Genomic DNA, 24,674 nt, shown 5'->3' with positions numbered 1-24,674 from the left:
ATTTACGTTGTAAGGTGAGGAAAATTAAGGAAGTTCGTGCTGAAAGGAAAACCAATCAGCCGACCACAAGGGTCGGCTGAGGCAAGGGATTACAGTTCGTCCATCTGTTCGATTTGGGCTTTCACCCGTAGGACTTTGTCGGCGTATTGTGGGTCGGTCGCATAACCGGCCTGATGAATGCCGCGAATGAAATCTTCATCACTGCCGTTATGACGCAGTGCGGTGGTATAACGCGGATTGCTCGACAGGAAGCGCACATAGTCGTTAAAGCTGTCCTGATAATTGGTGTAAGAGCGGAACGCCGCTTTTTCCATGACGGGTGTCTGATCTTGGTATTCCAGCGTTTGCGTCGCCACTTTTGCGCCATGCCAGCTGCGATCGGCCTTGATGTTAAACAGGTTATTGCTGCTGCCGCGCGCGTTTTTCACCACTTTCTGTCCCCAGCCGGTTTCCAGTGCCGCTTGCGCCAGCAACAAGGTGGAGTCGACACCCAGCGCTTTTGCCGCTTTATCGGCAAACGGTTTGAGTGAGGCGACAAAAGAGCGTGGCGATTCAAACGAGCCGCTGGCCACTGGCGCCTCAACGGCATTTGCAGCATTGACCATTGGCGTTGCCGCATCCGTTGCCGGTTGATTTGCCGCGACGTCACGAGAACGTTCCACACGGCGCATCGCTTCTTGGAAGTTATCTTCACCCGTCGTGTTGGACTGCTCTGCCGCTGACAGCTGCGCCACAATCATGTCGGCCAAACCGAGGGAGCCAGACGCACTGAGTTGGCTGGTCATTTGCTCGTCGAGCATCTGACGGTAGAAATCTTCATTTTGGCTATTGAACATGTCGGACTTAAAGCTCGCGTTCGCATCACGCATCGATTTCAACATCATGGTGGTGAAGATCGACTCAAACTGACGCGCCGCCGCCGTCAAGGCTTCTTTTTCTGACTTTTCATCCCCAGTGACCGCCTGCTTACGCAGCGAATCAAGGCTGGCAATGTCGTGAATAAAGCCAATGTCGTTGGGATTATTAACCATGCCGCACTCCTTAGATGATGATCAGCTGGCCTTCGATGGCGCCCGCTTGTTTCAGTGCTTGCAAAATTGCCATCAGGTCCGATGGGGCGGCGCCCACTTCATTGACTGCGCGAACCAGATCATCAAGCGTGACCCCCGGTTCCAGTTTGAACATCTTGCCTTTCTTCTCCGTCACTTCAATGCTGGAGTCTGGCACGATGGCAGTCTGACCGCCCGAAAACGCGTTCGGTTGGCTGACATTTAGGTTTTCTTTGATGGCCACCGTCATGCCGCCATGGGTAACCGCCGCAGGTTTCAGGCGCACATGTTGGCCAACCACAATGGTGCCAGTGCGTGAATTGACGATGATTTTGGCTGCGCCATCGGCAGGGTCAAATTCGAGGTTTTCAATCGCCGACAGGAATGCCACACGTTGGCCAACATCACGCGGCGCACGCACGCGCACAGACGTCGCATCGACTGCAGAGGCCATTTGTGGCCCCAAGAATTGGTTGACCGCATCGGCCATGCGCTGCGCGGTGGTGAAATCTGATTCCAGCAAGTTGAACGTGATGAAATCGCCACGACCAAATGGTGTTGGCACTTCACGTTCCACAATCGCCCCGGCAGAGATCATCCCCACCGTTGGGTTGTTGCCGACAATTTTAGAGCCATCTGCGCCGCTGGCACTAAAACCGCTCACCACGAGGTTTCCCTGCGCCACGGCGTACACTTGACCATCCAGACCTTTTAAGAATGTTTGCATCAGCGTGCCGCCGCGTAGGCTCTTGGCAGAACCAATCGATGATACTGTGACATCGACTGTTTGGCCTTGCTTGGAGAAAGCGGGCAAGTCGGCGGTGACGATCACCGCGGCAACGTTTTTCGTTTTGGGTTTGGTGCCCTGCGGCAATTGAATGCCGAAGCTTTGCAGCATGGCATTGAAACTCTGGTCGGTGAACGGTGTGGATTCGCCTGTTCCCGGCAAACCGGTGACCAAACCGTAACCCACAAGTTGGTTACTACGCACACCTGCTACCTGAGAAACATCTTTGATGCGCGCGGCCTGAGCGGAGACTGCGACGAACATCATCAATAACAAAGTGAGTCTTTTCATGTGGATTACCTATCTAAAAAACGAAGGGGCCAATCAGGCCCCTTCGATACTTATGCTGTCAATATTTCGACCATCGGGTGCGAGCTATAAAGACACATTAAAAAATCGTGCCAAGAATCCAGGTTCTTGCATATCTTGGTTGGTTCCGGTGCCAGAATATTGAATTCGAGCGTTGGAAATGCGGTTGGATGCAATGGTGTTATCGAAGTCGATGTCATCCGGACGAATGGTGCCGCTTAAGCGAATGTACTCATCACCGGTGTTCAAACTCAGCCATTTTTCCCCACGAATCACTAAGTTACCGTTAGACAGGATGTCAATCACTTCCACCGTAATCGACCCCGACAGGCTGTTGCTCTGGTTGGCCTGCGCGCTGCCGGAAAACTTGTTGTCGTTTTTCAGTGCGTAAGAAAAATTATATTCGCCTAAGTTGAGTTCTTGGCCGCCGACACTCAACGGGTCCATGGAGGCGTCATTTTTCTTTTTCAGATCCGCATCGGCACTTTTAGCCGCTTTGGTACTTTCATTGAGCGTCACGGTAATGATGTCGCCAATGCCACGGGGTTTTGAATCATCATACAAACTGTTCGCACGAGACAGGTTAAACAACGAACCGGTTTCTGCCGCGTAGTGCTCTGGCTTATCTTTCGGATAAATCGGCGCCCAAGCGGGATCGCCAGCCACCGGGTCGGTGCGGTTACGCAGGGTATCCACCAGACCCGTGCTGCTGTCTGACGATTTATCACCTTCGACCGCATCCACAACCGTGGTGCCTTGCGTCACATCGGCCGTTTCAATCGGCTCCGGCAACAAGCTGCACCCCGACAGGAATGAAATGAGCATCAAGCTGAGTATACGTTTCATCGCGGCATTCTCTTGCTAATTAAGGCTTAAAGCTGTTGGTTCACAAAGCTCATCATTTTATCAACGGCCGAGATCACTTTAGAGTTCATCTCGTACACGCGCTGCGCTTCAATCATGTTGACCAACTCTTCGGTCACGTTCACGTTGGAGCTTTCCAGCATCGATTGACGCACGTTGCCTAAACCGTCTAATCCCGGCACGCCTTCTTGTGGGTCGCCACTGGCGCCAGTCGGCAAGTAAAGGTTCTGACCAATCGGTTCTAGGCCGCCTGGGTTAATGAAATCGACCGTGGTGATTTGCCCCAGAACTTGGTTATCTTGCTGGCCGCGTACGCGCACGGAAACTTCACCATCGTTGCCGACCGTAATGGAGATCGCATCATCTGGGATCACAATCTCAGGTTGTAACGGGTAGCCCGAGCCGGAGGTCACAATCACCCCTTCATCGTTCAAGGTGAACTGACCGTTGCGGCTATAGCCGATGTTGCCGTCTGGCATCAGGATCTGGAAGAATCCATCCCCTTCAATCATCATGTCCAGGCTGTTGGTGGTGGTCTGCGCGTTGCCGTGCGTGTGCACTTTTTGCGTGGCCACGACTTTCGAACCGGCACCAAGCATCAGGCCGCTTGGCAATTCAGTGTTCTGCGACGACTGACCGCCAGGCTGGTTAATATTCTGATAGAACAAATCTTCAAACACCGCGCGGCTTTTCTTAAAGCCGACGGTGGAGGCGTTGGCCAGGTTGTTCGAGATCGTCGCAATGTTGGTTTGCTGCGCGTCTAGGCCAGTTTTACTTACCCATAATGCTGGTTGCATCGTTATCTCCTAGTCGGTTAGCTCATACGAAGCAGAGAATCGGACGACTTGTCCATGTCTTCTGCGGTGCTCATCATTTTGACTTGCATCTCAAACTGACGTTGCAGGTCAATCAGGCTGGTCATTTCGCCAACGGCGTTGACGTTACTGCCTTCTACTGCGCCGGTGAGAATCTTCACATTGGCGTTTGCATCGTATGCTGCGTTTGGATCTTTCGAACGGAACAGACCGTTCACATCTTTAAACAACGATTGGTTATCCAGACGAACCAGCTTAATGCGGTCCACCACTTCCATGGCATCGGCAGGCGCCCCTTGAGGACGAACCGAGATGGTGCCATCGTTGCCGATTTCTACTTTGGCCAGCGGCACCGGCAAGGTGATTGGCGCGCCAGTTTCACCCAGAACCGGATGACCATTGCCGTTCAACAGCAGGCCATTGGCATCAATATTGAGGTTGCCGTTACGGGTCAGCCCTTCTTTGCCGGTTTTATCCATCACGGCAATCCAGCCATCACCTTGAACGGTCACATCCAAATCACGGCCCGTGGTGATCACACTGCCCTGCTGAAAATTGTGTCCAGGACGTTCGGTCATGCTGAACACACGGCTTGGCAGGCCATCACCGTACGCTTGCATCGAGCGCGCCTGTTCCAAGTCGGCACGAAAACCCGTGGTGCTGACGTTGGCCAGGTTGTTTGCTCGTAGCTGCATCGCTTGCATATTTTGTTTTGCGCCACTCATGGCAAGAAACAATGCACGGTCCATAATTTGCTCCAGAAATCGTTGTTAAGAGCAATAAAGCAATTGGCGTGCCAATATTAAAATGTGTTTTTAATCAAGGAGTTTGATAAGGATAGAGCGAGGAGGAGGGTATTTTTGCCGCGGCAAGGTGGCAAACTGGCAATCCCATCAAACCGACGTTGCCGCCGGTTTGACAGACCAGATGTTCGAATTATCGAATCTGTAGGATGTTTTGTTGCAGTTGGTTGTGAACTTCAAGCGCACGTGAGTTGGCTTGGAAGTTACGCTGCGCGGAGATGAGATCCACCAGCTCTTGCGTCATGTCGATGTTTGACTGTTCCAGCGTACCGTTGTTGATGGTACCGAAAGACCCTTTGTTTGATTCACCCCAGATCTTGTCACCCGAGAACTGAGTTGAATCCCACTGTGTACCGCCTTTCTTATCCAGACCTTGCTCGTTTGGCACACGCACCAGCGCCACACGACCCAGCGTGATGTTCTCGCCGTTCGAGTAAGTGCCAAGCACGCTACCGTTTTCGTCAAAATCGATTTTCGTCAGGAAGCCCGTTGTAGCACCGTCTTCATCAAACTTCGTCAATTCAAATGGCGCTGCAAACTGAGTGGCCGCATCCAGACCGAACGACAGCACCTGATTCACATCAGCGCCGTTTAAGTTCACCGGATTCGTACCGCCGCCCAGAGGTTCAGAAACGATAGGCTGCCCGTTGTTCAGGCTTGCCAACGTACCGTCATTGTTGAATTTCATGGTGTGACCCACTTGGCCCGATGCAGTTGTCGCGTCACCACCGGTAATGTTCAGGGGTTTCTCGCCTTCTTTATCAGTCACGGTGTAGTAGGTTTGCCATGTGTTTGGCTGAGTCTGATCTTTCAAGTAGTACGTCGTCAGTTTGTACGCCTGCCCCATCGAGTCATAAATGGTCGATGATGTTGAGCGGTTGTACGTGTCTGGATCCGTAAAATCAAACAATGTTGGATCTTTCAGATCGCCATTGGCAGGTAGGTTTACACCCACTTCAATGTTTGACGTCTGTTTTGGCTTACCAAACTCAGCTGGAATGTTCAGTGGTGCTGGCTCATAAGAAAGCACATCACCTGTATCTGGGTTGACTTGGTAGCCCAACAAGTATTCGTCGTTTGAGGTCACCATGTAGTTGTTTTTGTCGAGATGGAACGCACCGTTACGTGTCAGCTCATTTTGTTGAGGGACTAAACGATCTTTCGCCACGGCAAAGAAACCAGTGCCTGAAATACGCAGATCCATTGGGTTGTTGGTATAAATACTTGAACCTTCGTGGAATTGTTGCGCCACTTTGTTCGCCTGAACACCGCCACCCGGGGTGGTTTTTGCGTTCGTAAACAAAGAGTTCGAATACACATCACCAAATTCAGCACGCGACTCTTTAAAACCAAACGTGTTGGCGTTCGCAATGTTGTTACTGGTGGTGTTCAAATCTAATTGAGCTGCGGACAAACCGCTAAGAGATACATATGACATTCCAAATTCTCCTATCTAGCTAGCATGATTATGCTTTGCCAACTTCTAGTACTTCAGCAAGTCGAACTGGCGATTCAAAACCAGCCAGATTGAGCAGTACGTTACCATCACCTTTACCCAGAAGAACGCTGTTGACGTTTGCATAGGTCGATACCGCAAAGTCTTTACTTTCTCCATCCAGCAAACCCGAAGCTCTCACTTTGTATTTGCCGCCCGGCAATGGATTACCGTTTTGATCGTTGCCGTCCCATTCGACACGGCTATCACCGCTTGGCTTGGCACCAACCTCAAAGGTTCGAACCAATTGGCCCGCTTCGTTTTCGATACGGACAAACAAGTTGTCGACCGATTGAGGAAGCTTCACCATCGCCGCCAATCCGGCGTCATCCTTTTTCACACCCGCAGAACCTGGTACCAATACATCACGACCGACCAGTGATGATGCCTGCAGTGCTTGATTCGATGTCATGGACGAGTTGAGATTCTCAAACTGAGAGTTCATCTTGCCAATGCCATCTACCGTCGCAAATGAAGCCATTTGCGCGATCATCTGGTCATTGCTAACCGGCTTGAAAGGATCTTGTTGAGCAAGTTGCTTCGTGAGCAACGACAGGAAATCTTCTTGTTTCAGATCCTGCTTACCCGTTGTCTCGGTTGGCTTATTCTTCTCTTGAAGAGCTTTCAGCTGATCAACATAGGACAAGCCGCTTTGACCAACGTTATTAATTCCGGCCATTCGCTACCTCCTTATCCTTACTGACCCATCTGCAGCGTACGCAGCAGCATTTGTTTACTCGCATCCGCCACCTGGACGTTCGTCTGGTATGAACGAGATGCCGAGATCATATTGGCCATTTCTTCCATCACGTTGACGTTTGGCTTGTAGATATAGCCTTCGTCATTCGCAAGGGGGTGATCTGGGTTAAATTCCGCATTAAGCGGTTTATCGCTTTCTACAATCCCCAATACTTTCACCGGCACATTCGGGTCGCGGTTATAACGTGCCTTACTTAACTCTGCGCCGAACACGGCATGACGCGCTTTATAAGTATCTTTCGCAGAGCTGCTGACACTGTCGGCGTTGGCCAGGTTACTTGAGGTCGTATTTAGACGAACAGATTCAGCACTCATGGCAGAACCAGTCACATTGAATACATTAAATAAGCTCATCTAATTATTCCCCTTTAATCGCTTTCGTTAAGTTCTTGAATTTACTTCCGAGGAAGTCGAGTGACGCTTGGTGACGCAGTTGGTTTTGCATAAACAAGTTACGCTCCAAATCCACGTCAACCGTGTTGCCGTCACCGGTATCAGGTTGCGTAGGGACGCGGTAAAGCATTTCCCCTGTCACCGTCGTTGAGGCAGGAATATGCCGACCGTCCGTCCGGCTAAGACCAATGCTTGCCCCCGAACTTGCCGCCTGCAATGCCTTCTGGAAATCCATTCCTTTCGCTTTGAACCCAGGCGTGTTCGCTTGTGCAATGTTGCTCGCAATGACTTCAGCATTGCGTTCGCGAACACCCACCGTGTACTGGTGTATGCCGAGTGCGTTGTCAAAAGAAATAGCCATGTTTTGCCTCTTCGATAAGAACTGACCGTTACTAATGATTTAAAAGCAATTAGCGTACCAACTTTTTCATTCATCCGCTGATTACGCGTCATCGCGAGTCAGCTTGCAAAGAACAAGCCGAATCACCGAGTTTGGAATGTCTCACTTCAGGTATAGCGTATCGAGGCTGGCAAAGAAAGGCGGGAACACTGGCGCGCAGGCGGCAAGTAAGGAAAAACATCCGTCAGGCAGCCCCGGCAAAGCGGCAAAAACAAAAAGCCCGGCATTGCCGGGCTTTGAAGCGAGTCTCGCTTATTTCAACTTGTAGATGATGCCAGGGTTACAGCGCACCATTTCAAACCGGTCGGTTAACCCCGTCAGTGATTCCGATGCGCCCAGCAGCAAGTAACCACCAGGGTTTAAGCTGTTCGCCATCTGGTTCAAGACTTTAGATTTCATCTCTGGCGAGAAGTAAATCAACACGTTACGACAAAAGATGATGTCAAACTTACCCAGCAGCGCATAACTTTCCATCAAGTTCTGCGGACGAAAGTTCACCAAACGCTTCACGTTGTCTTTGACTTTCATGCGGCCATCGCCGGCATCTTCAAAGAAAATGCGGCGACGTTCTGGAGATAACCCACGGCCAAGCGCGAGGTTGTCATACACACCGGCACGACACATGTCGAGCATGCTGGCAGAAATATCGGTTGCCGTAATCGCCACGCTAGGCAGTAGCCCCGGGCGGCGCTGCTGCACTTCCAAAATGGTCATGGCCATTGAGTAAGGTTCTTGGCCCGATGAACTTGCCGCCGACCAAATTTTCAGCGGGCGTTTGTTCTTCGCCAATTCCGGCAATAAGCGGTCAGCCAGCACAGCAAAAGGATACGTATCTCGGAACCACAACGTCTCGTTGGTCGTCATGGCGTCCACGGCTGCCACACGCAATTCGCGATTTCTGCCAGTCACGACGTCACGCAACAAGTCAGAGAGCGACGCCAACTTGTATTTGGTCACGAGCGGACTGAGGCGACTTCTCACCAAGTATTGTTTGCTGTCGCCCAGTACGATGCCGCACTGAGACTCCAGAAACCGGCAGAAGTCACGATATTCTTGATCGCTTATAGTAATCGCAGTCATTCAGTTCTCTTTATTCTACTAGCGCAGCTTTCACCGCATTACCAAGCTCGTCGGGGTTAAATTTCGCGATAAAGGAGTTGGCTCCCACTCGCTCAACCATGGCTTGGTTAAACACGCCACTCAACGAAGAGTGAAGAATGACGTACAAATCTTTCAAGGCACTGTTGCGGCGAATCTCCGCCGTCAAAGTGTAACCATCCATCTCAGGCATTTCGATATCTGAAATCACCAGCGAGATCTGGTCATAAATGCTGCCTTCTTTGGCCATGCTAAGCAATTTTTCATACGCATCTTTGCCGTCTTTGGTCAGCACCACTTCAAAACCAATCGACTCAATCGCACGCTGAACCTGCTTACGTGCCACACTCGAGTCGTCCGCAATCAAGATACGGCGAACAATTTGCTTTTCCTGCTCGGCATGGGCAATTTCTTGGCCAATGCTCGCATCCATCGACTCATCAACAGGTGCAATCTCGGCCAGAATTTTCTCGACGTCGAGAATCTCAACCAATTCATTATCAATGTTGGTGACTGCCGTCAGGTAGTTGGCTTTGCCTGCCCCTTCCGGCGGCGGCAAAATGGCTTCCCAACGCATGTTGATAATGCGTTCAACCGAACTCACCAGAAACGCTTGAATCGTACGGTTAAATTCCGCGATCACCACAAAACTTTTCTCGACATCCGTCGTGGGACGGCCCCCGATTGCCAAACTAAGATCAATCACCGACACCGTCTGTCCACGGATATGAGCAACCCCTTTTACAAGACGATGCAAATTCGGCATGGCGGTAAGCTTCGGGCACTGGAGAACTTCTTTCACCTTAAATACGTTAATACCATAACGTTGGCGTCCATTAAGACGGAAGGTTAACAATTCCAGTCGGTTTTGACCGACGAGTTGCGTACGCTGATTCACAGAATCAAGAATACCCGTCATAAGCTTATCTCCATCTCAAACTTTTAAACGAAAAAAGTGATAGTCTACTCAAGGCTATGAAGAAACCAGAGAAACGAACAATGCTTTCGAATACCCGTGTATGTCCACATACCAAATGTAAGTGTAGAGCTTTCTACCGCTTTTTTTATAACTCTATCGGCTTTTTATTGTTTTTCTTTAGCCTTTCTGTGCACTCTGCAACGCCAGAGCAGATCGTAAAGATTCAAGAGGCAGCACAAAGCCATGTGCTGAGCACAGTCGATAAACCTGTCGGCGGTGAATTAGTGGTCAATGCGGCAAATATCGACGAGCGAATTTTTGCCACTGACTGCCCCGACCCCTTGAGTACTTCGTCGTCCTCAAGCAACGGTTCTGCCAGTGCCATCACCGTGTTGGTCGAGTGTTCAGCCGACAACTGGAAAGTCTATGTGCCGGTTCGTCTGACCCTGACCGTCCCCATGGTGACTGCGTTAACACCCATCACGCGCGGTCAAATTATCACGGCGAATGATGTGACTATCAGTATGGTAGATCTGCTGCGCTTCAGACGGCAAGGTTTTTCCTCGCAAGATCTAGTGGTCGGAGCAAAAACGAAAAAAAACCTCAAGTTAGGTGATGTTATCGAACAAAACGACGTTTGTGTTGTTTGTCGCAATGAGAGTGTGATGATTCGCGCAATCAGCGCAGGAATGAGCATCACCACGAAAGGCACCGCCTTGTCTGATGGTACACTGGGCGACCAGATAAAAGTGAAAAATGATAAATCTAACCGTATAATAGATGGAAAAGTCAGCGGAATCGGTGAAGTCACGGTGCAATTTTAATGGTCCCATCGCCGCAGGTTGAGGGTTTCAACTTCCCGTTGATTCACTTTCTCAAGACTGCGCGTAGGAATTATTTACGCATTGGTGAAATAAAACGCTAAAGTTCGTCGTTGTTCAGTCGATATTGACGATACAAGTTCAAAGTTTTTAAAAGGCTCAATTATGGCAGGCATTGATAACATTCGTTCAGGCAACTCGTTAGCGACGACTAACCGCGCGCCTGCACGTTCAGAATCGAATGCATCTTCATCATCGACATCCGGCGCTGTGAGACAAAGCGCAGGGCCGCAACACGATGCGGTATCGCTCAGCTCACAAGGGCGAGCCATTGGTGAAATGCACACAGAAATGGCAAGCAAACCCAGCTTCGATAGCGCAAAAGTCGCTGCGATCAAAGAAGCGATCGCGAACGGCTCCTATGTTGTGGATCCAGACAAACTGGCCGACAACATGATCAAGTTTGAAAAAGAACTGGGCGGATTTTAATTCCCCGGTTTGAGCATAAGGCGATTGAGTAATGGCAGCACTGAAAGACTTAGTCGAGTTCCAGCTAAAAAATGCGCAAGATTTGTCGGCGTTGCTGGAGCAGGAAAAAATTGCGATCACCAGCCGCATTTCGGCGGAGATCGAAGCGCTTGCCAAACAAAAAATCACGCTGGTGAATCAACTGCAGCAAACGGATCAACGTATTTCTAATCACCCTCATGTCTCGAGCCTGTCTGAGGATGAACATTTAGATACCATCGTCAATCAAATCCGTTCTATCGTGTTTGATTGCCAGCAAGCCAATGCCGTCAATGGGGAAGCCTTGGCGCGCGCGCAATTAAGTTTCAACAAGCTCAATAACCTGATGCAGCAAAGCCACGGCAAAGTGGGCATGACCTATAACGCCACCGGCCAAACGCATACCGTGTCTACACTCGGCACCAATATCAAAGCCTAAGCATCAAAATCTAATCATCAAGATCGAAGTGACTCAATGAACATAAAAAAAGCGGCAATGATTGCCGCTTTTTTGCTATCTGGAGAGAGAAGAGTTTAGAACAAGGTTTGCTGACGCTTTTCGGGAACCTGCTGCACTTCACCGTAGTCGCGCAAACGGTCCATTTTACGAATGTCCAGACGCAGCTCGGTCACATAGCTGTCACCCACTTTGTAGCTGCGTACCACTTCCGCACCGCGAATCACCCCATCCACCGCACCAGAGGTGAGCTCAGTCCCCAAACGTTGATCTTGTAGCTCCGCACGGCCGCTCACACGCATGCCGTACACTTGCTCAGCAAGCTCACGATACGCATCGATTTTCGACGCACGCATCGCACGCACTTGCTTCTCTTCGTCATCACGTCCTTTCTGCTCGCTGATGCTCGCATAGCCCACCGCCGTCAACCAGTCATCGGGGCGCATCGTTTGTAACGGCTGGCAACCCGACATCACCAGGGCGGCCACAAGCAGGAATAACCACTGTTTCATCATCGACTCCTATGGACGCAAAATTACGGTGTAGGGCTGAGTGATGGTGGGATCTGAACGAATCAGCACACCATCTTGCGTACGAATACTGTTGAGCGTATCCAAATCACGGCCAATGCGATCCGCCGGCAAGAACCCTTGCGCGGTCGCAACCACCACACGCGACTGCATGCCAACCACACGAGCATTGACTAACACCCCGCCTTCTTGACGCAACATGGTACCTGTCAGCACGTATTGAATCTCTTGTTGCTGGGCAAGATCTTTCCAATCACGACTGAAGGCAAAATCACCTTGCTGAGTCACTTGAATTGACCCGGTGGTTTTGTAGTCCACCACCTTAAAACCACGGCGTTGGAACTGATAAATAAAGCCTTCTGAAACCGAATTGCCCAGCCAGTTGGTGGTATCCATATTTTGCAGATCCACAAACGAGGTCACCGCGATCGGCGTACGCGCCGTGACACTGGTGTTTGATTGAACCAAATCTTCGGTCAGGCTGTCGACAAAGAAATCCAACGTGTGACGCGGACTCTCCATCAACATAAACTGTGAACCATTGTATGGCTCTTTACCGTTATAAATCGGGGCATAGGCACATGCAGTTAAAAACACCGCGGGCACTAAAGAAAGCCATTTTTTCATTCTCTTCATCTCCAGATATACTAAGGCAATTCGCTCAATCTCACTCTCTCGGATGAAACTGGAACATTCTTTGCTTTTCTAAACCTGCGACAACTCAGAAATGCAAATGCCTACATCAGCTAAGATTTTAAAAGCAAAATTTATACCTAACTGGTAAATCATGATGAAAAAAAATATTTCTTCTTTAGTTTCAATGCTTTTCTTAAGCCTTTGGATGCCGACCGCTCAAGCAGCGTGGTATGAAGTCACCGGGACTGCCACCATTGTGTCATCGGAAGAAGCGGCGCGCCTGCATGCATTGGAAGATGCCATCTATAAGGCGGTAAATTTTGCCGGAGCAGATATCGGCAGCATCAGTAACCTCATGCCCCTGCTGGAAACAGACCGCAAAGAGTACCTGTTTACCAACCACGAAGTGCGCTACATCCTGATTGAAGATCGAAAGGTCAGAGGCAATGTCATGCAGGTTCGCGCGCGGATCGACCTCTATCCATCGGCAACAGCTTGCCACATTGATCAGTACAAAAAGACTTTTTTGGTCGGCAATATCGATGTGGCATCGCCGCAGCAAGCGGTGATGGGTCAGATTTATGACGTCGGCGATGACTTCGCCCATGTGATTGATCGTCAAATAGCGCAGGAATCTCACAGTTTCGTCTCCGTTGGCACCACCAATTACGACATTGATGCTCGCAACCCTGAGCGGATCAAAATGATCGCGCAAGATTCTGGCGCGCAGTACATCATCGGCGGCGTGATCACCGATCTCACCGCGACCATCGAACAAAAACTACTAAAAGATGATGTGATCAACCGTCAGTTCGCGTTAGAGATGCGCGTATTCGACGGCAAGACCGGCAATGAAGTGTTCAAACACAACTACCGTGAAGTGGCAAGCTGGCCGTTTGCCAAAACCAGCCAAGTGGATACCCGCAGCGCACGTTTCTGGGCCTCCACCTACGGCCAGATGCTACTGCGCGTGAGTCGTAACGTGATGCTCGATTTAGAAGCTGAAATTTCATGCAAGATCACGCTACCGGAAGTGGTGGCCAAATTTGGCAACACCATCACCATGGATCTGGGCCGAATTCACGGCGTGAAAACGGGCGACAAACTGCAACTGTGGCACACCGGTGCCTTTATCGATCAACGCGGCTTGCCACGCAATAAGGTCAGCCAAAGTGACATCACGCTCACCGTGACCCGCGTGTACGAGAGCGATGCCGAGCTAACCGTTGACCAACCAGAACTGGCTTCAAGCATTCAAATTGGCGACGTAATGCACAAACAGCTCTAGTGAGGGCTGCAAGCGATTAACTTATTCAAAGAATTAGGTAAGATAAACATCTCAGCTCCCGTGGCACAGCTGGATAGCGCGGCCCCCTCCTAAGGGGCAGGTCTCAGGTTCGAATCCTGTCGGGAGCGCCAAATAAAATAGCGCCTTAGCTTTAATTTGAGCTAAGGCGCTTTCGTTTATGTCCACATAATGGCCACGACTCTCAATTTGGCCATTTAAGCGAAGTTTTTATACTGATTCAGCTTAACAACCGCCCTCCACCGCCACGCTGAACGTTGTGGAGCAATTGAGGTTCTGACACTGGCAATAGAGCTCAACGTCTTGATTGTGTGTTGGCTTTCGCTCAACGATGGTTGCCTTGCATTGGCCTTCAGGGCACGTCACTAGCATCGTTTTATTTCCCGTAACTAGAATGTGAAGCTATTAAACTTCACCCGTTGCGGCATGCGTACTTAAACGACTTCTAGATGATGGATATAGAAATGACTTGAGCGCGGTAGGATTTCCCCAGAACGGGCGCGCAGACCTAATTCGGACTCACCCCTCCCTCCGCACCAAAATTCAGCACGTTAAAAAAACGCAAACAGAAATGATCCTTTGAGGGATTTTAGATCCTTTATTGGCAAAGGTTTGAGGGAGCGAAGGGGAAAAAGGCAAGATCGCAAACGTGCGCTTTTCTTCGTTTGGTTCACACTAATTACTTTTTGAGTGCTAAGGGGTAGACAAATCGTTTATGGAAAAAAACATTTTTCAGTTGTTGCTCTTCGTCGCTGGATGGCAATAGTTTTAGTATGAACAATTGACCAAACCTGTCTTGTGAATGTGCAGGAAGCAATTGACAAATTTTTTAGTGTTCCTATTCCATAGTTCGAAAATCCTCTGACATCTGAAATGAATGAAAAGATTTCTGGTACTAGGCCTGCGTCTTGACGTTAAGAGGGAATGTTATAGGTTTTTCGACCTTCGAGGTGAACACTGCTAGAGGATGATTTATCTTCATTGTGTGTCCTATTTTTATGAGAGTTTCATATTCTTTTTCACTAAGTGGCGTAATTCCTACACATGTGATTATCATTAAAGTCAACATCACAACCCTCCTCCGACTATAGCATTAAAACTATTTTGACCTATATCAATAAGCAATAAATTGCTATCTATTCCAATGCATAACAAGTGGGCTATAGTGTCATAAATAATTAAGCAACAATGATCATTTGGAGGTATCCGTGTCAGTACAAAGTTTAGAGGAAATTACGGAAAAGTATTTTTCGGACATTCGAGACGGGCTAGAAAGAAAGCGTAGTAAAGCAATTACAGGTAATGAACATTTCGCAACCGATTCACTTGAAGAGTTTAGTGAATCGGTTGATTTATATAAAAGTGCTAGCGTTTCGCGTCGTTTAAAAGCGGAGTCAAGCAGGGAACTAACCTCACCAGAAGAATACACCTATCAGGACGCTTTAAGACCATGGTTCAATAAGGTTGGATTAAACCAAAGTAAAGTCGGCCCCCATCCAGACTTCGCTCACTTAAAGGATTCGGATGAAATAGAATTCCATCATATTGTGACAATGTTTGTAGACATAAAAAGAAGCTCTAGACTGTCTTTGTTGATGTCATTACAAGATGCATATGTGGTAAAAAACCGAATTCTTCAAGCATGCGTTGATGTGATCCGTGCATTAGATGGTTACCCACATCGCCTTATGGGAGATGCCGTCATGGCTTTTTTTGGTGGGAAAAACCAATGCCCTGAAGATGCGATAGCTAATGCTCTAAACGCATCTTCAGCGTTAAAGTTAATTCTTACTGAAACTGTTTTCCCAGAACTCAACAAACTTATACGTAAAAACGTTAACCTAGGAGTTCGTGTTGGGTTAGATTATGGCTCTCACGAAGAAGTTGTCTGGGCCAATTATGGTTATGGTGATGCATCGGAAGTTACTGCTCTCGGTATACCTGTAGATCTTGCCTCAAAGGCCCAATCTCAAGCACGAACAAACACAGCTATGTTGGGGCAAGGAATTTTAGATCATGTTGATTTTCCTGATAGGTATTCTGAAATTAAAACCGTAGGTGAAGATTACGTTGAAGAACGATATATATTGCCTAATATGACCGATGAAAATGGCAGACCAATAAATCGTAGATGTCGTTTATTAAAAATGGCCATGTATCAAGATTTGTTACCTATTCCATTAAGTTGGAAAACCCTTGGAAACAGTCGATTAACCTATCGAAATAATATAGAATTTAGATGTTATTATAGGAAGAGTGATTCTGAGGACTGGAATGAATATAAATCCGTTTCTTATTTCTTAGAAAAAGAAATGAAATTAAAGTTTGAGTTGAAGATATTCCATCCCCATGAACTTTCATCTTTATATCCTCTTAGTGCAAAGTTTACAAAGAACAACCATGGAAAAGAAGCTATTGAAAACGAAAAAAATGGCCTTACAAGTAGCAACATCAAACAGATAGACAAACCTATTAATATGTATCAAAGCTCGATTACACTTGATTTCCCTGAAGGTACTGCATATCGAGGACTTCACACTATGGAGGTCTCGATATCACCAAAATCAAACCCAAAACTAGTTATATACAGTGATATAATCGGAGTCTTCATTAAGTAATAAAATGGGGGGGGACCCCCTCATTTTATTTACATATTGACATAAATTCAACAAATTCATGATGTTCAATAAAATAAACAACAATTGCCAAACCTATTAAAGAAACGGATAAAGCCCACCATAGCCAGTGTAAACTTTTTTTGAATTTATCCATTTTATTTAAGCATATACCCGAACAAATCCAATGATTCTCAAGGAGATCTTCATTTATATTTTTTAAAAATATGTCATCATCTTTACTTATGCTTTCATAATAAGCCTTAAATTGTTCGAAACTAGTAAATTTTGAAGTTATAGATGCAAAGGATATGATTGATTCTTTTGCTGATGGATTTAGATTTGGTGAAAATACATTCTTTATACTGTAAAAGAACATAACCCAAGGTAAAAGTACCACCCCTAGAATTGCAACAATCAGTGTTACTAATATTACAACATCGTCATCAGTTATAATGTTATAAAACAACGTAGAATAAATACCTAAAAATGTAACAGCAGCAGCTAGACAAAAAGATGCTTTTTGATCAGCTGCTAATGTGTAGTTATCTGTTCTTCGTAATGACTCAAAGAGCATGTGCGTTTTGTCTATCACTTTAATATCCTTGTTCAATCGCCTTATATAAATACAGTGAGATTACGTATTGATGATGATCATAACATATTCATGTAATTTTACCTTCTAATGATGTGGAAGATATGGAGTAGTTGCCCGAAGTATTCTATTTAATTAATTTTAACTCACGTAAAAAGTCTGTTAAAAATTTCTTTGGTGCTGATTTAGATTTTTCGCGTGGCATTAGCCTGCTTGTAGTTCTAAACCGGGTTTGCTTTCGATGGGCTCAATAACTTTACTAACCAACGTATGTGTCGCAAAAACCGTCCCACAGTTCAAATTCATACATTGCCAGTACGCTTCGTACGTTTCTTTATCGAGCTGTTTTGATGAAGCAAATCGCGCTTTGCATTCACACTTGGGGCAAGTGAATAGCATGTCCCCTCTCGTTCTCTTCTGACCTAAACACGGTGACTTTACGTCACCACCAATCGCTGATTTCTCAGGCTTATCGTGGTGTGTTTATCTATCGGGATTTTGGCGCCCAGCGAGAGCGGCCGCAGCAGACATTGAATCCCTTTAACGCTCATCACCTTCATTCGCTTCTCGAGCCTTTCCCGGCTTAAGTTTCGCACAAATCTGACATGCTTCTGATGTTGGCTTCCATGAATCCTCTACTCTGTGGCTACTATTCTTACGATTTTCTTCTACTATTACTATTAACAAAATTATCTATAGCCACATGTATGACAAAGAGTAACCTGGAAACCAATACTGGTCACCGCTTTATCTCGAAAGCCAAAACGGCCTATAAGATCCATATTCATACACCCGATGACAAAGTGCTGCATCGGTCGGTCGGCTACATCCGTATCGGTGAGCGCAAAGGGTTAAAGAAAGCCATTAAACTGCGCAATGAACTGGGACGGGAAATGTGGGGACGCCACTGGCGACGGATTTTAAAAGATCCGTACCTGATGACGCGTTTGCCACACAGCTTAGAGCCGAAGATCATCTACAAACCCAGACCCACGCTGGACAACCCCGATTGCCGGGACGCCTGCTACATTGCCGCTTGGCGTAATTACGATGAGAAAGGACATTGCACCTTTAAAAGTGTGGTGTGTTCCATCAACAAACACGGCAAACTCGCGGCATACTCCAAAACCAAAAAGGCGCTGCTAGATGCGCACAAAGATTGCCTGGATATTCTGATTTACATGGGCCGACTCAACAGCATCGATTTGAAATAACCCTCTCCACATCAAATGTAATTAGCGCCAAGTATCAAACACAAAAAAGCCCACCATTTGGTGGGCTTTGTCATGAGGTTGTCATTACTCTTCGACTTGGTACTCAAACGAAGGGATCACAATCTCAACACGGCGGTTTTGTTCACGGCCAGCCGCTGTCGCATTGGATGCGATTGGGTTGCTTTCCCCTTCGCCTTTGGCGGTAATACGTGCAGCATCAATGCCTTTTTCTTGCAGCGCATCCGACACGCCTTGCGCACGCTTCTCAGACAGTTTCTGGTTGTACGCTTCCGCACCAGTCGAATCGGTGTGCCCCGTGATTTCAACATTCGCTTGCGGATGCTCATTCAAAAACGCGACCAGATCGCCTAGCTGAGCTTTGCCTTCCTCACTCATTTTCGCGCTGTTGTGAGCAAAGCTCTTGCTGTCGAGTTTTTGGAACGCCACCGTTTTGGTCACCATTTTCGGCGCCGCAGCCACGGGTTCCTGCACTGGCGCTTGTTCCACAACCGGTTGTGGCTCAGCCACAGGTTGCTCTTCCGCCATCACAGGGGCCGGTTGGTTATCGTTGCCGCCAAAACGGTACACCAAACCCAACGTGGTGGTGTGCGCTTTGGCACGAACCACATCATTGTTCATATCGCTCAGGTATTGGTACTCAACACGCACACCCAGATTGCGGGTCGCTGCGTATTCCACACCTGCCGCACCAAGGTATGAGTAATCCGATGCATCACCGTAACGAACGCGCGCAGCACCCACTTTCCCGTAAAGGTCCCACTGTTCAGTCAGTGCATAGCTGAGCTTCGGAGCCAATGTATACGCCTGAATCGTGTCGCGATCCAAACCCGCACCATTGAACTTGCCTAGGTAATCGTAGCCCCCTTCCAGAGCCAACCAATCGTTGAAATTGTAGCCCAACAACGCACCCGCGGTTGTGCCGTCTAAATCGCACGACTCGGTGTTGTTACAGGCATCATCCAGCCAGGTTTTCCCCACTTTTGCACCAACGTACACATCGGCCATTGCTGCAGACGAGGCAACCAGCAACGATGCTGAAACCATAGCGGCTAACTTTTTCATAAAACTTCCTTCCGATCATTATTGTGATTGTATGGTGTGTGAATAACGCAACGCCTTATGGCATCTGGTGTCCACGCGCCCGATATGAATTCAGGCCACCATGGATAACTATAATGAATGAAGCAAAAAGTTTCACATCTACACTGTTAATCTTTTGTCACGTAACTGCGAAATTTCGTCAAAACGCTGGCTACAATTCGTTGATATATGAGTCATTTGGATAAAAAAAAGCCGCAACATTCATGTTGCGGCTTTTCTGTTCAGTTCGAAACGATTATTGCGCGTTTGCTTCGCGTGCTTCGATAAATGCTAGTGCCATCTGGATGCGCGCAATCACACGTGCTTTGCCAATCAGGTTCATCACGGCATCAACTGATGGCGATTGACCACCGCCAGTCACTGCAACGCGCAGTGGCATACCGATTTTGCCCATGCCGATTTCAAGCTCAGCACACACGTCTGCAATCACTTGATGCAGCGCTTCAGTGTTCCACTCTGTCAGTGCTTCGATTTTGCTCAGAGCCAACGCCAATGGCTCTTTGGCCACACCGCGTAGGTGTTTCTTCGCCGCATCTGCATCGAACTCAGCAAAGTCTTCGTAGAAGTAGCGAGACTGTTGCGCCAGTTCAACCAGCGTATGACAACGCTCACCCACCAGCTTCACGATGTCAGCCAGCGCTGGGCCATTCGCTTTGTTGATACCTTGATGGTCAAAATGCCATTCTAGGTGTTTTGCAACGTACTCAGGTTCAGACGTTTTGATGTAGTGGTTGTTCAACCACAACAGTTTGTCGGTGTTGAATGCAGACGCTGATTTTGAAATCGCGTTCAGGCTGAACAGTTCAATCATCTCTTCGCGAGAGAAGATTTCCTGATCGCCATGACCCCAACCCAGACGAACCAAGTAGTTGATCAGCGCTTCTGGCAGGTAACCTTCATCGCGGTACTGCATAACAGAGACGGCGCCGTGGCGTTTAGACAGTTTCGCACCATCGTCACCCAGAATCATAGCGCAGTGTGCGAACGTTGGAATCGTTGCGCCCATCGCTTTGTAGATGTTGATTTGGCGTGGCGTGTTGTTGATGTGGTCTTCACCACGAATCACGTGAGTGATGCCCATATCCACGTCATCCACCACTACACAGAAGTTGTAGGTTGGTGAACCGTCGGTACGACGAATGATCAGATCATCCATTTGGTCGTTGCGGATCTCGATGCGGCCACGAATTTGGTCATCAAAAACCACGCTGCCTTCTTTCGGGTTGCGGAAACGGATACAGCAAGGGTCACCCTCTTTTGCCGCTTCGTTGACCGCTTTAATTTTTGGATGATCCGCATCGTAGCGAGGCATCTCTTTGTTCGCTTCCTGCTCGGCACGAATTTCGTCTAACAGGTCTTTTGGTGCGTAACATTTGTAGGCTTTGTCTTCCGCCAGCAACTGTTCCACCACTTCGTTATAACGATCAAAACGTTTTGTTTGGTAGTAAGGACCTTCATCCCAGTCCAGACCCAGCCAAGTCATCCCTTCCAGGATGGCATCCACTGCAGCCTGAGTTGAACGCTCTAGGTCAGTGTCTTCGATACGTAGTACAAATTCACCGCCCTGGCTTTTCGCATACAGCCATGAGTACAGTGCGGTACGAGCGCCGCCTACGTGAAGATAGCCAGTTGGGCTAGGAGCAAAACGAGTTTTAACCGTCATTATGATTTACCTTTATCAGAAACGTCTGCCGAGAGTTCAGCATGAGCGAAATTTTGGGCAGTATTCTAGCACCCACTTCTCCCATATCACAACGTTGATTCCACATATTCCCCCCACCTTTTCCGGCAAGGCATAGCAAGAAATTCTGTAATCGCCGCAGAAGGCTTGACCTTGCCGCAAGGGGAAGGTTTATCCTTGCGAACATAACGTCTTGGAGGAAAGATACATGAGCCACTTTGCTTTACCTTTGTCCGGGTTACATTGCATGGGCTGCGCGCGTAAACTCGAGCGCCAACTCAACGCGGACTTTACGGTTGAGATTCAAGACCTGTCCCCCACTTTTATCGAATTTGACGTAGATGCGCCACTCGATAGCGTGCTCGATAGTGTTGAATCCTTAGGTTATGAAGCCGGTCAATTGCTGCAATTTGATTTGCAAGGGCTGAGCTGCGGCGGTTGCGTCAACAAACTGACCCAACATCTGGCACAGTCGGCGCAGATTGCGCGTCTGTCCGTTAGCAAAACCACGCTGTCGCTACGCACCTCACTCAGTGCCGATGCCATCATCGCGCAAGTGGCCGAAGTCGGTTATCAAGCCACGCTGCACAGCGATGCCCCGCTTCGGAGCGAGGTTGAAATGCCAGACGCCGCTAAGCCATTCGCCGACGAAGCACCTGCATCGACCATTCCAGCACCGAGCATTGCGTCATCAACCATTCCGTCATCGACCACAGAAACCGCTGCGCCAGCGGTCGATGAGAATCAAGTGAGTACGCACTTACTGATCAAAGGCATGACCTGCGCCAGCTGTGTCTCTTCGGTCGAAAAAGCGCTCCGCTCTGTGGCGGGCGTGCGCAAAGCCCAAGTCAATTTGGCCGAACAAAGTGCATGGGTCATGGCTGACCATGCCGTGAATGCCGAACTGGTCAAGGCGGTCAAACACGCAGGATATCAGGCCGAGCCGGTCGATGACCCCGCCGAGCAGCAACAAAAACAACAGGCGCAGCTCGAACAGGTGCAAAAAGAGCACAAACGCAGCGCCCTCATGGGCCTGATTCTGGGTGTCCCATTAATGGCTTGGGGTGTGTTTGGCGGCAACATGATGATTCGTGCCACCAGCGATCAAATCGCTTGGGGCGCCATCGGTGTGCTGTGTCTGATCTTACTCGCCACCGCAGGGCGCAGCTTCTTTGCCAACGCTTGGCAAGCGCTCACTCACGGCCGCGCCACCATGGATACCTTGGTGGCCCTTGGCACCGGTGCCGCGTGGTTCTATTCCATGCTGGTGGTGGTGTTCCCTGCTTGGTTCCCAGACGCAGCGCGTCATGTTTACTTCGAAGCGTCTGCGATGATCATCGGTTTGATTTCGCTTGGCCATTACATTGAAGCCAAAGCCAAAGCGCGAACCACACAATCGCTGCAAGCGTTGATCAACCTGCAACCCCAACACGCCACACAGGTTACTGACGATGGCGATCAAATCATCGCGGTGGCGCAAATCACGCAAGGGATGCGGTTAAGAGTCAAACCCGGCGAGAAATCGCCCGTCGATGGCAACGTACTGCAGGGTGAGTCGTACGTCGATGAATCGATGCTGACCGGCGAACCGATCCCGGTACACAAAGCGCCCGGCGATTCCGTGTCGGCGGGCACCATCAACCAAGATGGCAGCCTATTGATTGAAGCAACCGGCATTGGCTCTCAAACCATGTTGGCGCGTATTATTCAAATGGTGCGTCAAGCGCAAAGTAGCAAACCGGCGATTGCCAAAATGGCCGACCAAATTTCCGCCGTTTTCGTGCCCACCGTGGTTGCGATCGCCATCATTGCTGCCGCCGTATGGTTCTGGGTTGGCCCGGATCCGAAAGCAAGCTATATGCTGGTCATTGCCACCACCGTGTTGATCATTGCCTGCCCTTGTGCGCTGGGATTAGCGACCCCATTATCCGTCACCGTCGGGGTGGGCAAAGCCGCAGAAATGGGCATTTTGATTCGTGATGCGAACGTGCTGCAAACCGCGAGCAAAATTGACACCGTTGTGTTTGATAAAACCGGCACCCTGACCGAAGGCAAACCCGTCGTGCAGCAAGTGGTCACCTATGGCATTGATGAAGCGGAACTGCTGAGCCTGACTGTGGCACTGGAACAACACTCCGAACACCCACTGGCCAAAGCCATCATTCAGCATGCCCGTGAATTGTCGGTCGCACCGGTTGCGGTTACCCAGTTCGAAAACCTGCGCGGTAAAGGGCTGCAAGCGCACTATTTAGAGCATGTCATTCAAATTGGTTCGCTGGATCACGTCACGCATCTTGGTATTAATCTGCAAGGGGCGAAAACCGACATGCAACGCTTTGCCGCGCAAGCATGGACACCGGTTGCTGTCGCCCGTGATGGACGCCTGATCGGCTTGATTGGCATTGCCGATCCCGTAAAAGAGAGCGCCATTCAAGCCGTACAGGCATTGAATGACTCGGGGATTCGCACCGTGATGCTCACCGGCGACCACCAAAGCGTCGCCGATGCAATCGCCAAACAGTTGGGCATTCAACAGGTCATCGCACAAGTGCTGCCCGATGAAAAAGCGCAGCATATTGACACCTTGCAAAGCCAAGGGCGCCGTGTGGCAATGATTGGTGATGGCATCAACGATGCGCCTGCACTGGCACAAGCCGACATTGGCATTGCCATGGGCAGCGGCAGTGATGTGGCGATTGAAAGCGCGCAGATGACGCTACTCAACTCTTCGCCGCTTGCCGTCGTCAGCGCGATTGAGTTGTCGAAAGCAACCGTGAAAAACATGAAACAGAACCTGTTGGGTGCCTTTATTTACAATACATTAGGCATTCCAATTGCCGCTGGCGTGCTCTACCCAGCGTTTGGATTCTTACTCAGTCCGGTGGTTGCGGGAGCGGCGATGGCGCTGTCATCGATTACCGTGGTCAGCAATGCTAACCGACTGCGTTTGGTGAAAACACGTTTTCACTCCTAAAGTTGACCGAACACGCCAATGTATTGAATGACCGATGCGTTGGCGTTTCTTCACCTATTCCGCGAAATGAAGAGGTTTATTATGAAGACATCATCTCTCAGCCTAGCGCTGCTGGCCCTTATGTCTGGGCAAGCACTGGCGACCGATGTGATTAACCACAAATCCCCCTATTGCGGTTGCTGCGGCGAATGGGGTAAACACATGCAAGCGCAAGGGTTTACCGTAAAAGAAGTGCTGCATGACGACATGAACAACATCAAGCAAAAACTGGGCATCACCCCTAAATTGGCCTCGTGTCATACCGCTGAAATCAATGGTTATGTGTTTGAAGGCCACATTCCGGCCGACGATATTAAAGCGTTTCTCGCCAATCCACCGAAAAACGCCATTGGCTTAGCGGTCCCCGGCATGCCGATGGGTTCGCCGGGCATGGAATATGGCGATCAAAAAGATGCGTATGTGGTGTATGCGTTGAATGACAAAGGTCAGGTCTTTCAGTACCGTCAGCACCCTGGCAATCAGTAA

General features: G+C 49.0%; 26 protein-coding genes and 1 tRNA gene. 9 read left to right on the top strand and 18 right to left on the bottom strand.

Annotated features, from left to right (window positions below; all coding sequences use genetic code 11):
- Positions 1–89: 89 nt before the first annotated feature.
- From flgJ to ACF8PK_RS02630, 11 genes are all read right to left on the bottom strand, one after another.
- Positions 90–1,031 (bottom strand): flagellar assembly peptidoglycan hydrolase FlgJ, encoded by a 942-nt coding sequence (gene flgJ / locus ACF8PK_RS02680; protein WP_004724783.1) that lies wholly within the window; start codon positions 1,029–1,031, stop codon positions 90–92.
- A 10-nt stretch (positions 1,032–1,041) separates the two neighbouring features.
- On the bottom strand, positions 1,042–2,127 hold the full coding sequence (locus ACF8PK_RS02675) for a flagellar basal body P-ring protein FlgI (protein WP_004724785.1): 1,086 nt from the start codon (positions 2,125–2,127) through the stop codon (positions 1,042–1,044).
- 84 nt (positions 2,128–2,211) lie between these two features.
- A complete protein-coding gene (gene flgH / locus ACF8PK_RS02670) occupies positions 2,212–2,991 on the bottom strand; it encodes a flagellar basal body L-ring protein FlgH (RefSeq protein WP_232658088.1) in 780 nt (259 codons plus the stop codon).
- A 26-nt stretch (positions 2,992–3,017) separates the two neighbouring features.
- Positions 3,018–3,806 carry a flagellar basal-body rod protein FlgG gene (gene flgG / locus ACF8PK_RS02665; RefSeq protein WP_004724789.1) on the bottom strand — a complete coding sequence of 263 codons (789 nt, stop codon included), beginning with the start codon at positions 3,804–3,806 and terminating at the stop codon, positions 3,018–3,020.
- Positions 3,807–3,823: 17 nt separating this feature from the next.
- The gene (flgF, locus tag ACF8PK_RS02660; RefSeq protein ID WP_004724791.1) at positions 3,824–4,573 is read right to left on the bottom strand and encodes a flagellar basal-body rod protein FlgF; all 750 of its coding nucleotides are present in this window, start codon (positions 4,571–4,573) and stop codon (positions 3,824–3,826) included.
- A 187-nt stretch (positions 4,574–4,760) separates the two neighbouring features.
- On the bottom strand, positions 4,761–6,065 hold the full coding sequence (flgE, locus tag ACF8PK_RS02655; protein WP_004724793.1) for a flagellar hook protein FlgE: 1,305 nt from the start codon (positions 6,063–6,065) through the stop codon (positions 4,761–4,763).
- A gap of 28 nt (positions 6,066–6,093) precedes the next feature.
- On the bottom strand, positions 6,094–6,801 hold the full coding sequence (gene flgD / locus ACF8PK_RS02650) for a flagellar hook assembly protein FlgD (RefSeq protein ID WP_004724795.1): 708 nt from the start codon (positions 6,799–6,801) through the stop codon (positions 6,094–6,096).
- Positions 6,802–6,818: 17 nt separating this feature from the next.
- Entirely contained in the window at positions 6,819–7,235 is a 417-nt protein-coding gene (flgC, locus tag ACF8PK_RS02645) for a flagellar basal body rod protein FlgC (protein WP_004724796.1), read from the bottom strand.
- A gap of 4 nt (positions 7,236–7,239) precedes the next feature.
- The gene (gene flgB, locus ACF8PK_RS02640; RefSeq protein WP_038150821.1) at positions 7,240–7,635 is read right to left on the bottom strand and encodes a flagellar basal body rod protein FlgB; all 396 of its coding nucleotides are present in this window, start codon (positions 7,633–7,635) and stop codon (positions 7,240–7,242) included.
- A gap of 291 nt (positions 7,636–7,926) precedes the next feature.
- Positions 7,927–8,754, bottom strand: a complete 828-nt coding sequence (locus ACF8PK_RS02635; protein ID WP_004724800.1) for a protein-glutamate O-methyltransferase — start codon at positions 8,752–8,754, stop codon at positions 7,927–7,929.
- Positions 8,755–8,764: 10 nt separating this feature from the next.
- Positions 8,765–9,691, bottom strand: coding sequence for a chemotaxis protein CheV (locus ACF8PK_RS02630; RefSeq protein WP_038150823.1), 927 nt, complete (start codon positions 9,689–9,691; stop codon positions 8,765–8,767).
- Between the two features lie 56 nt (positions 9,692–9,747).
- On the opposite strand from ACF8PK_RS02630, the gene flgA reads away from it, so the two are divergent.
- The 3 genes from flgA to ACF8PK_RS02615 all read left to right on the top strand — a co-directional run bounded on the left by flgA (position 9,748) and on the right by ACF8PK_RS02615 (position 11,458).
- On the top strand, positions 9,748–10,515 hold the full coding sequence (gene flgA / locus ACF8PK_RS02625) for a flagellar basal body P-ring formation chaperone FlgA (RefSeq protein WP_392439984.1): 768 nt from the start codon (positions 9,748–9,750) through the stop codon (positions 10,513–10,515).
- A gap of 162 nt (positions 10,516–10,677) precedes the next feature.
- Positions 10,678–11,001, top strand: a complete 324-nt coding sequence (gene flgM, locus ACF8PK_RS02620) for a flagellar biosynthesis anti-sigma factor FlgM (RefSeq protein ID WP_004724805.1) — start codon at positions 10,678–10,680, stop codon at positions 10,999–11,001.
- Positions 11,002–11,032: 31 nt separating this feature from the next.
- Positions 11,033–11,458: a flagella synthesis protein FlgN gene (locus ACF8PK_RS02615; protein ID WP_392439982.1), complete on the top strand. Its 426-nt coding sequence runs from the start codon at positions 11,033–11,035 to the stop codon at positions 11,456–11,458.
- A gap of 95 nt (positions 11,459–11,553) precedes the next feature.
- On the opposite strand, the gene flgP is transcribed toward ACF8PK_RS02615, so the two are convergent.
- Together flgP and ACF8PK_RS02605 are read right to left on the bottom strand one after the other, a co-directional pair.
- Complete coding sequence (gene flgP, locus ACF8PK_RS02610; RefSeq protein ID WP_370447163.1) at positions 11,554–11,991, bottom strand: flagellar assembly lipoprotein FlgP; 438 nt, start codon at positions 11,989–11,991, stop codon at positions 11,554–11,556.
- A gap of 6 nt (positions 11,992–11,997) precedes the next feature.
- On the bottom strand, positions 11,998–12,633 hold the full coding sequence (locus tag ACF8PK_RS02605; RefSeq protein WP_014204584.1) for a FlgO family outer membrane protein: 636 nt from the start codon (positions 12,631–12,633) through the stop codon (positions 11,998–12,000).
- Positions 12,634–12,796: 163 nt separating this feature from the next.
- Between ACF8PK_RS02605 and ACF8PK_RS02600 the strand changes: the two genes are divergently transcribed.
- Together ACF8PK_RS02600 and ACF8PK_RS02595 are read left to right on the top strand one after the other, a co-directional pair.
- Positions 12,797–13,930: a flagellar assembly protein FlgT gene (locus ACF8PK_RS02600; protein ID WP_038150825.1), complete on the top strand. Its 1,134-nt coding sequence runs from the start codon at positions 12,797–12,799 to the stop codon at positions 13,928–13,930.
- A 54-nt stretch (positions 13,931–13,984) separates the two neighbouring features.
- Positions 13,985–14,061, top strand: a tRNA-Arg gene (locus ACF8PK_RS02595).
- A 112-nt stretch (positions 14,062–14,173) separates the two neighbouring features.
- Here the strand turns inward: ACF8PK_RS02595 and ACF8PK_RS02590 are convergent.
- Positions 14,174–14,320 carry an ogr/Delta-like zinc finger family protein gene (locus ACF8PK_RS02590; RefSeq protein WP_392439979.1) on the bottom strand — a complete coding sequence of 49 codons (147 nt, stop codon included), beginning with the start codon at positions 14,318–14,320 and terminating at the stop codon, positions 14,174–14,176.
- A gap of 836 nt (positions 14,321–15,156) precedes the next feature.
- Here ACF8PK_RS02590 and ACF8PK_RS02585 point away from each other — a divergent pair.
- Positions 15,157–16,566, top strand: a complete 1,410-nt coding sequence (locus tag ACF8PK_RS02585; protein WP_392439977.1) for an adenylate/guanylate cyclase domain-containing protein — start codon at positions 15,157–15,159, stop codon at positions 16,564–16,566.
- A gap of 25 nt (positions 16,567–16,591) precedes the next feature.
- On the opposite strand, the gene ACF8PK_RS02580 is transcribed toward ACF8PK_RS02585, so the two are convergent.
- Both ACF8PK_RS02580 and ACF8PK_RS02575 read right to left on the bottom strand, forming a co-directional pair.
- Entirely contained in the window at positions 16,592–17,158 is a 567-nt protein-coding gene (locus ACF8PK_RS02580; protein ID WP_392439976.1) for a hypothetical protein, read from the bottom strand.
- Positions 17,159–17,362: 204 nt separating this feature from the next.
- On the bottom strand, positions 17,363–17,557 hold the full coding sequence (locus tag ACF8PK_RS02575; RefSeq protein WP_392439974.1) for an ogr/Delta-like zinc finger family protein: 195 nt from the start codon (positions 17,555–17,557) through the stop codon (positions 17,363–17,365).
- Between the two features lie 308 nt (positions 17,558–17,865).
- Between ACF8PK_RS02575 and ACF8PK_RS02570 the strand changes: the two genes are divergently transcribed.
- The gene (locus ACF8PK_RS02570; RefSeq protein WP_004724816.1) at positions 17,866–18,372 is read left to right on the top strand and encodes a Fe3+-citrate ABC transporter substrate-binding protein; all 507 of its coding nucleotides are present in this window, start codon (positions 17,866–17,868) and stop codon (positions 18,370–18,372) included.
- Positions 18,373–18,456: 84 nt separating this feature from the next.
- On the opposite strand, the gene ACF8PK_RS02565 is transcribed toward ACF8PK_RS02570, so the two are convergent.
- Positions 18,457–19,455 carry an OmpA family protein gene (locus ACF8PK_RS02565; RefSeq protein ID WP_392439971.1) on the bottom strand — a complete coding sequence of 333 codons (999 nt, stop codon included), beginning with the start codon at positions 19,453–19,455 and terminating at the stop codon, positions 18,457–18,459.
- A gap of 274 nt (positions 19,456–19,729) precedes the next feature.
- Complete coding sequence (gltX, locus tag ACF8PK_RS02560; RefSeq protein ID WP_014204581.1) at positions 19,730–21,157, bottom strand: glutamate--tRNA ligase; 1,428 nt, start codon at positions 21,155–21,157, stop codon at positions 19,730–19,732.
- Between the two features lie 226 nt (positions 21,158–21,383).
- On the opposite strand from gltX, the gene ACF8PK_RS02555 reads away from it, so the two are divergent.
- Positions 21,384–24,149, top strand: coding sequence for a heavy metal translocating P-type ATPase (locus tag ACF8PK_RS02555; RefSeq protein WP_392439969.1), 2,766 nt, complete (start codon positions 21,384–21,386; stop codon positions 24,147–24,149).
- Positions 24,150–24,230: 81 nt separating this feature from the next.
- The gene (locus ACF8PK_RS02550; RefSeq protein ID WP_392439967.1) at positions 24,231–24,674 is read left to right on the top strand and encodes a DUF411 domain-containing protein; all 444 of its coding nucleotides are present in this window, start codon (positions 24,231–24,233) and stop codon (positions 24,672–24,674) included.

Origin of the sequence: Vibrio sp. CJQ_6, assembly GCF_043106745.1 — a bacterium.
Taxonomy (GTDB): Bacteria; Pseudomonadota; Gammaproteobacteria; order Enterobacterales; family Vibrionaceae; genus Vibrio; species Vibrio furnissii.
This window is presented reverse-complemented; position numbering and strand designations above follow the sequence as displayed.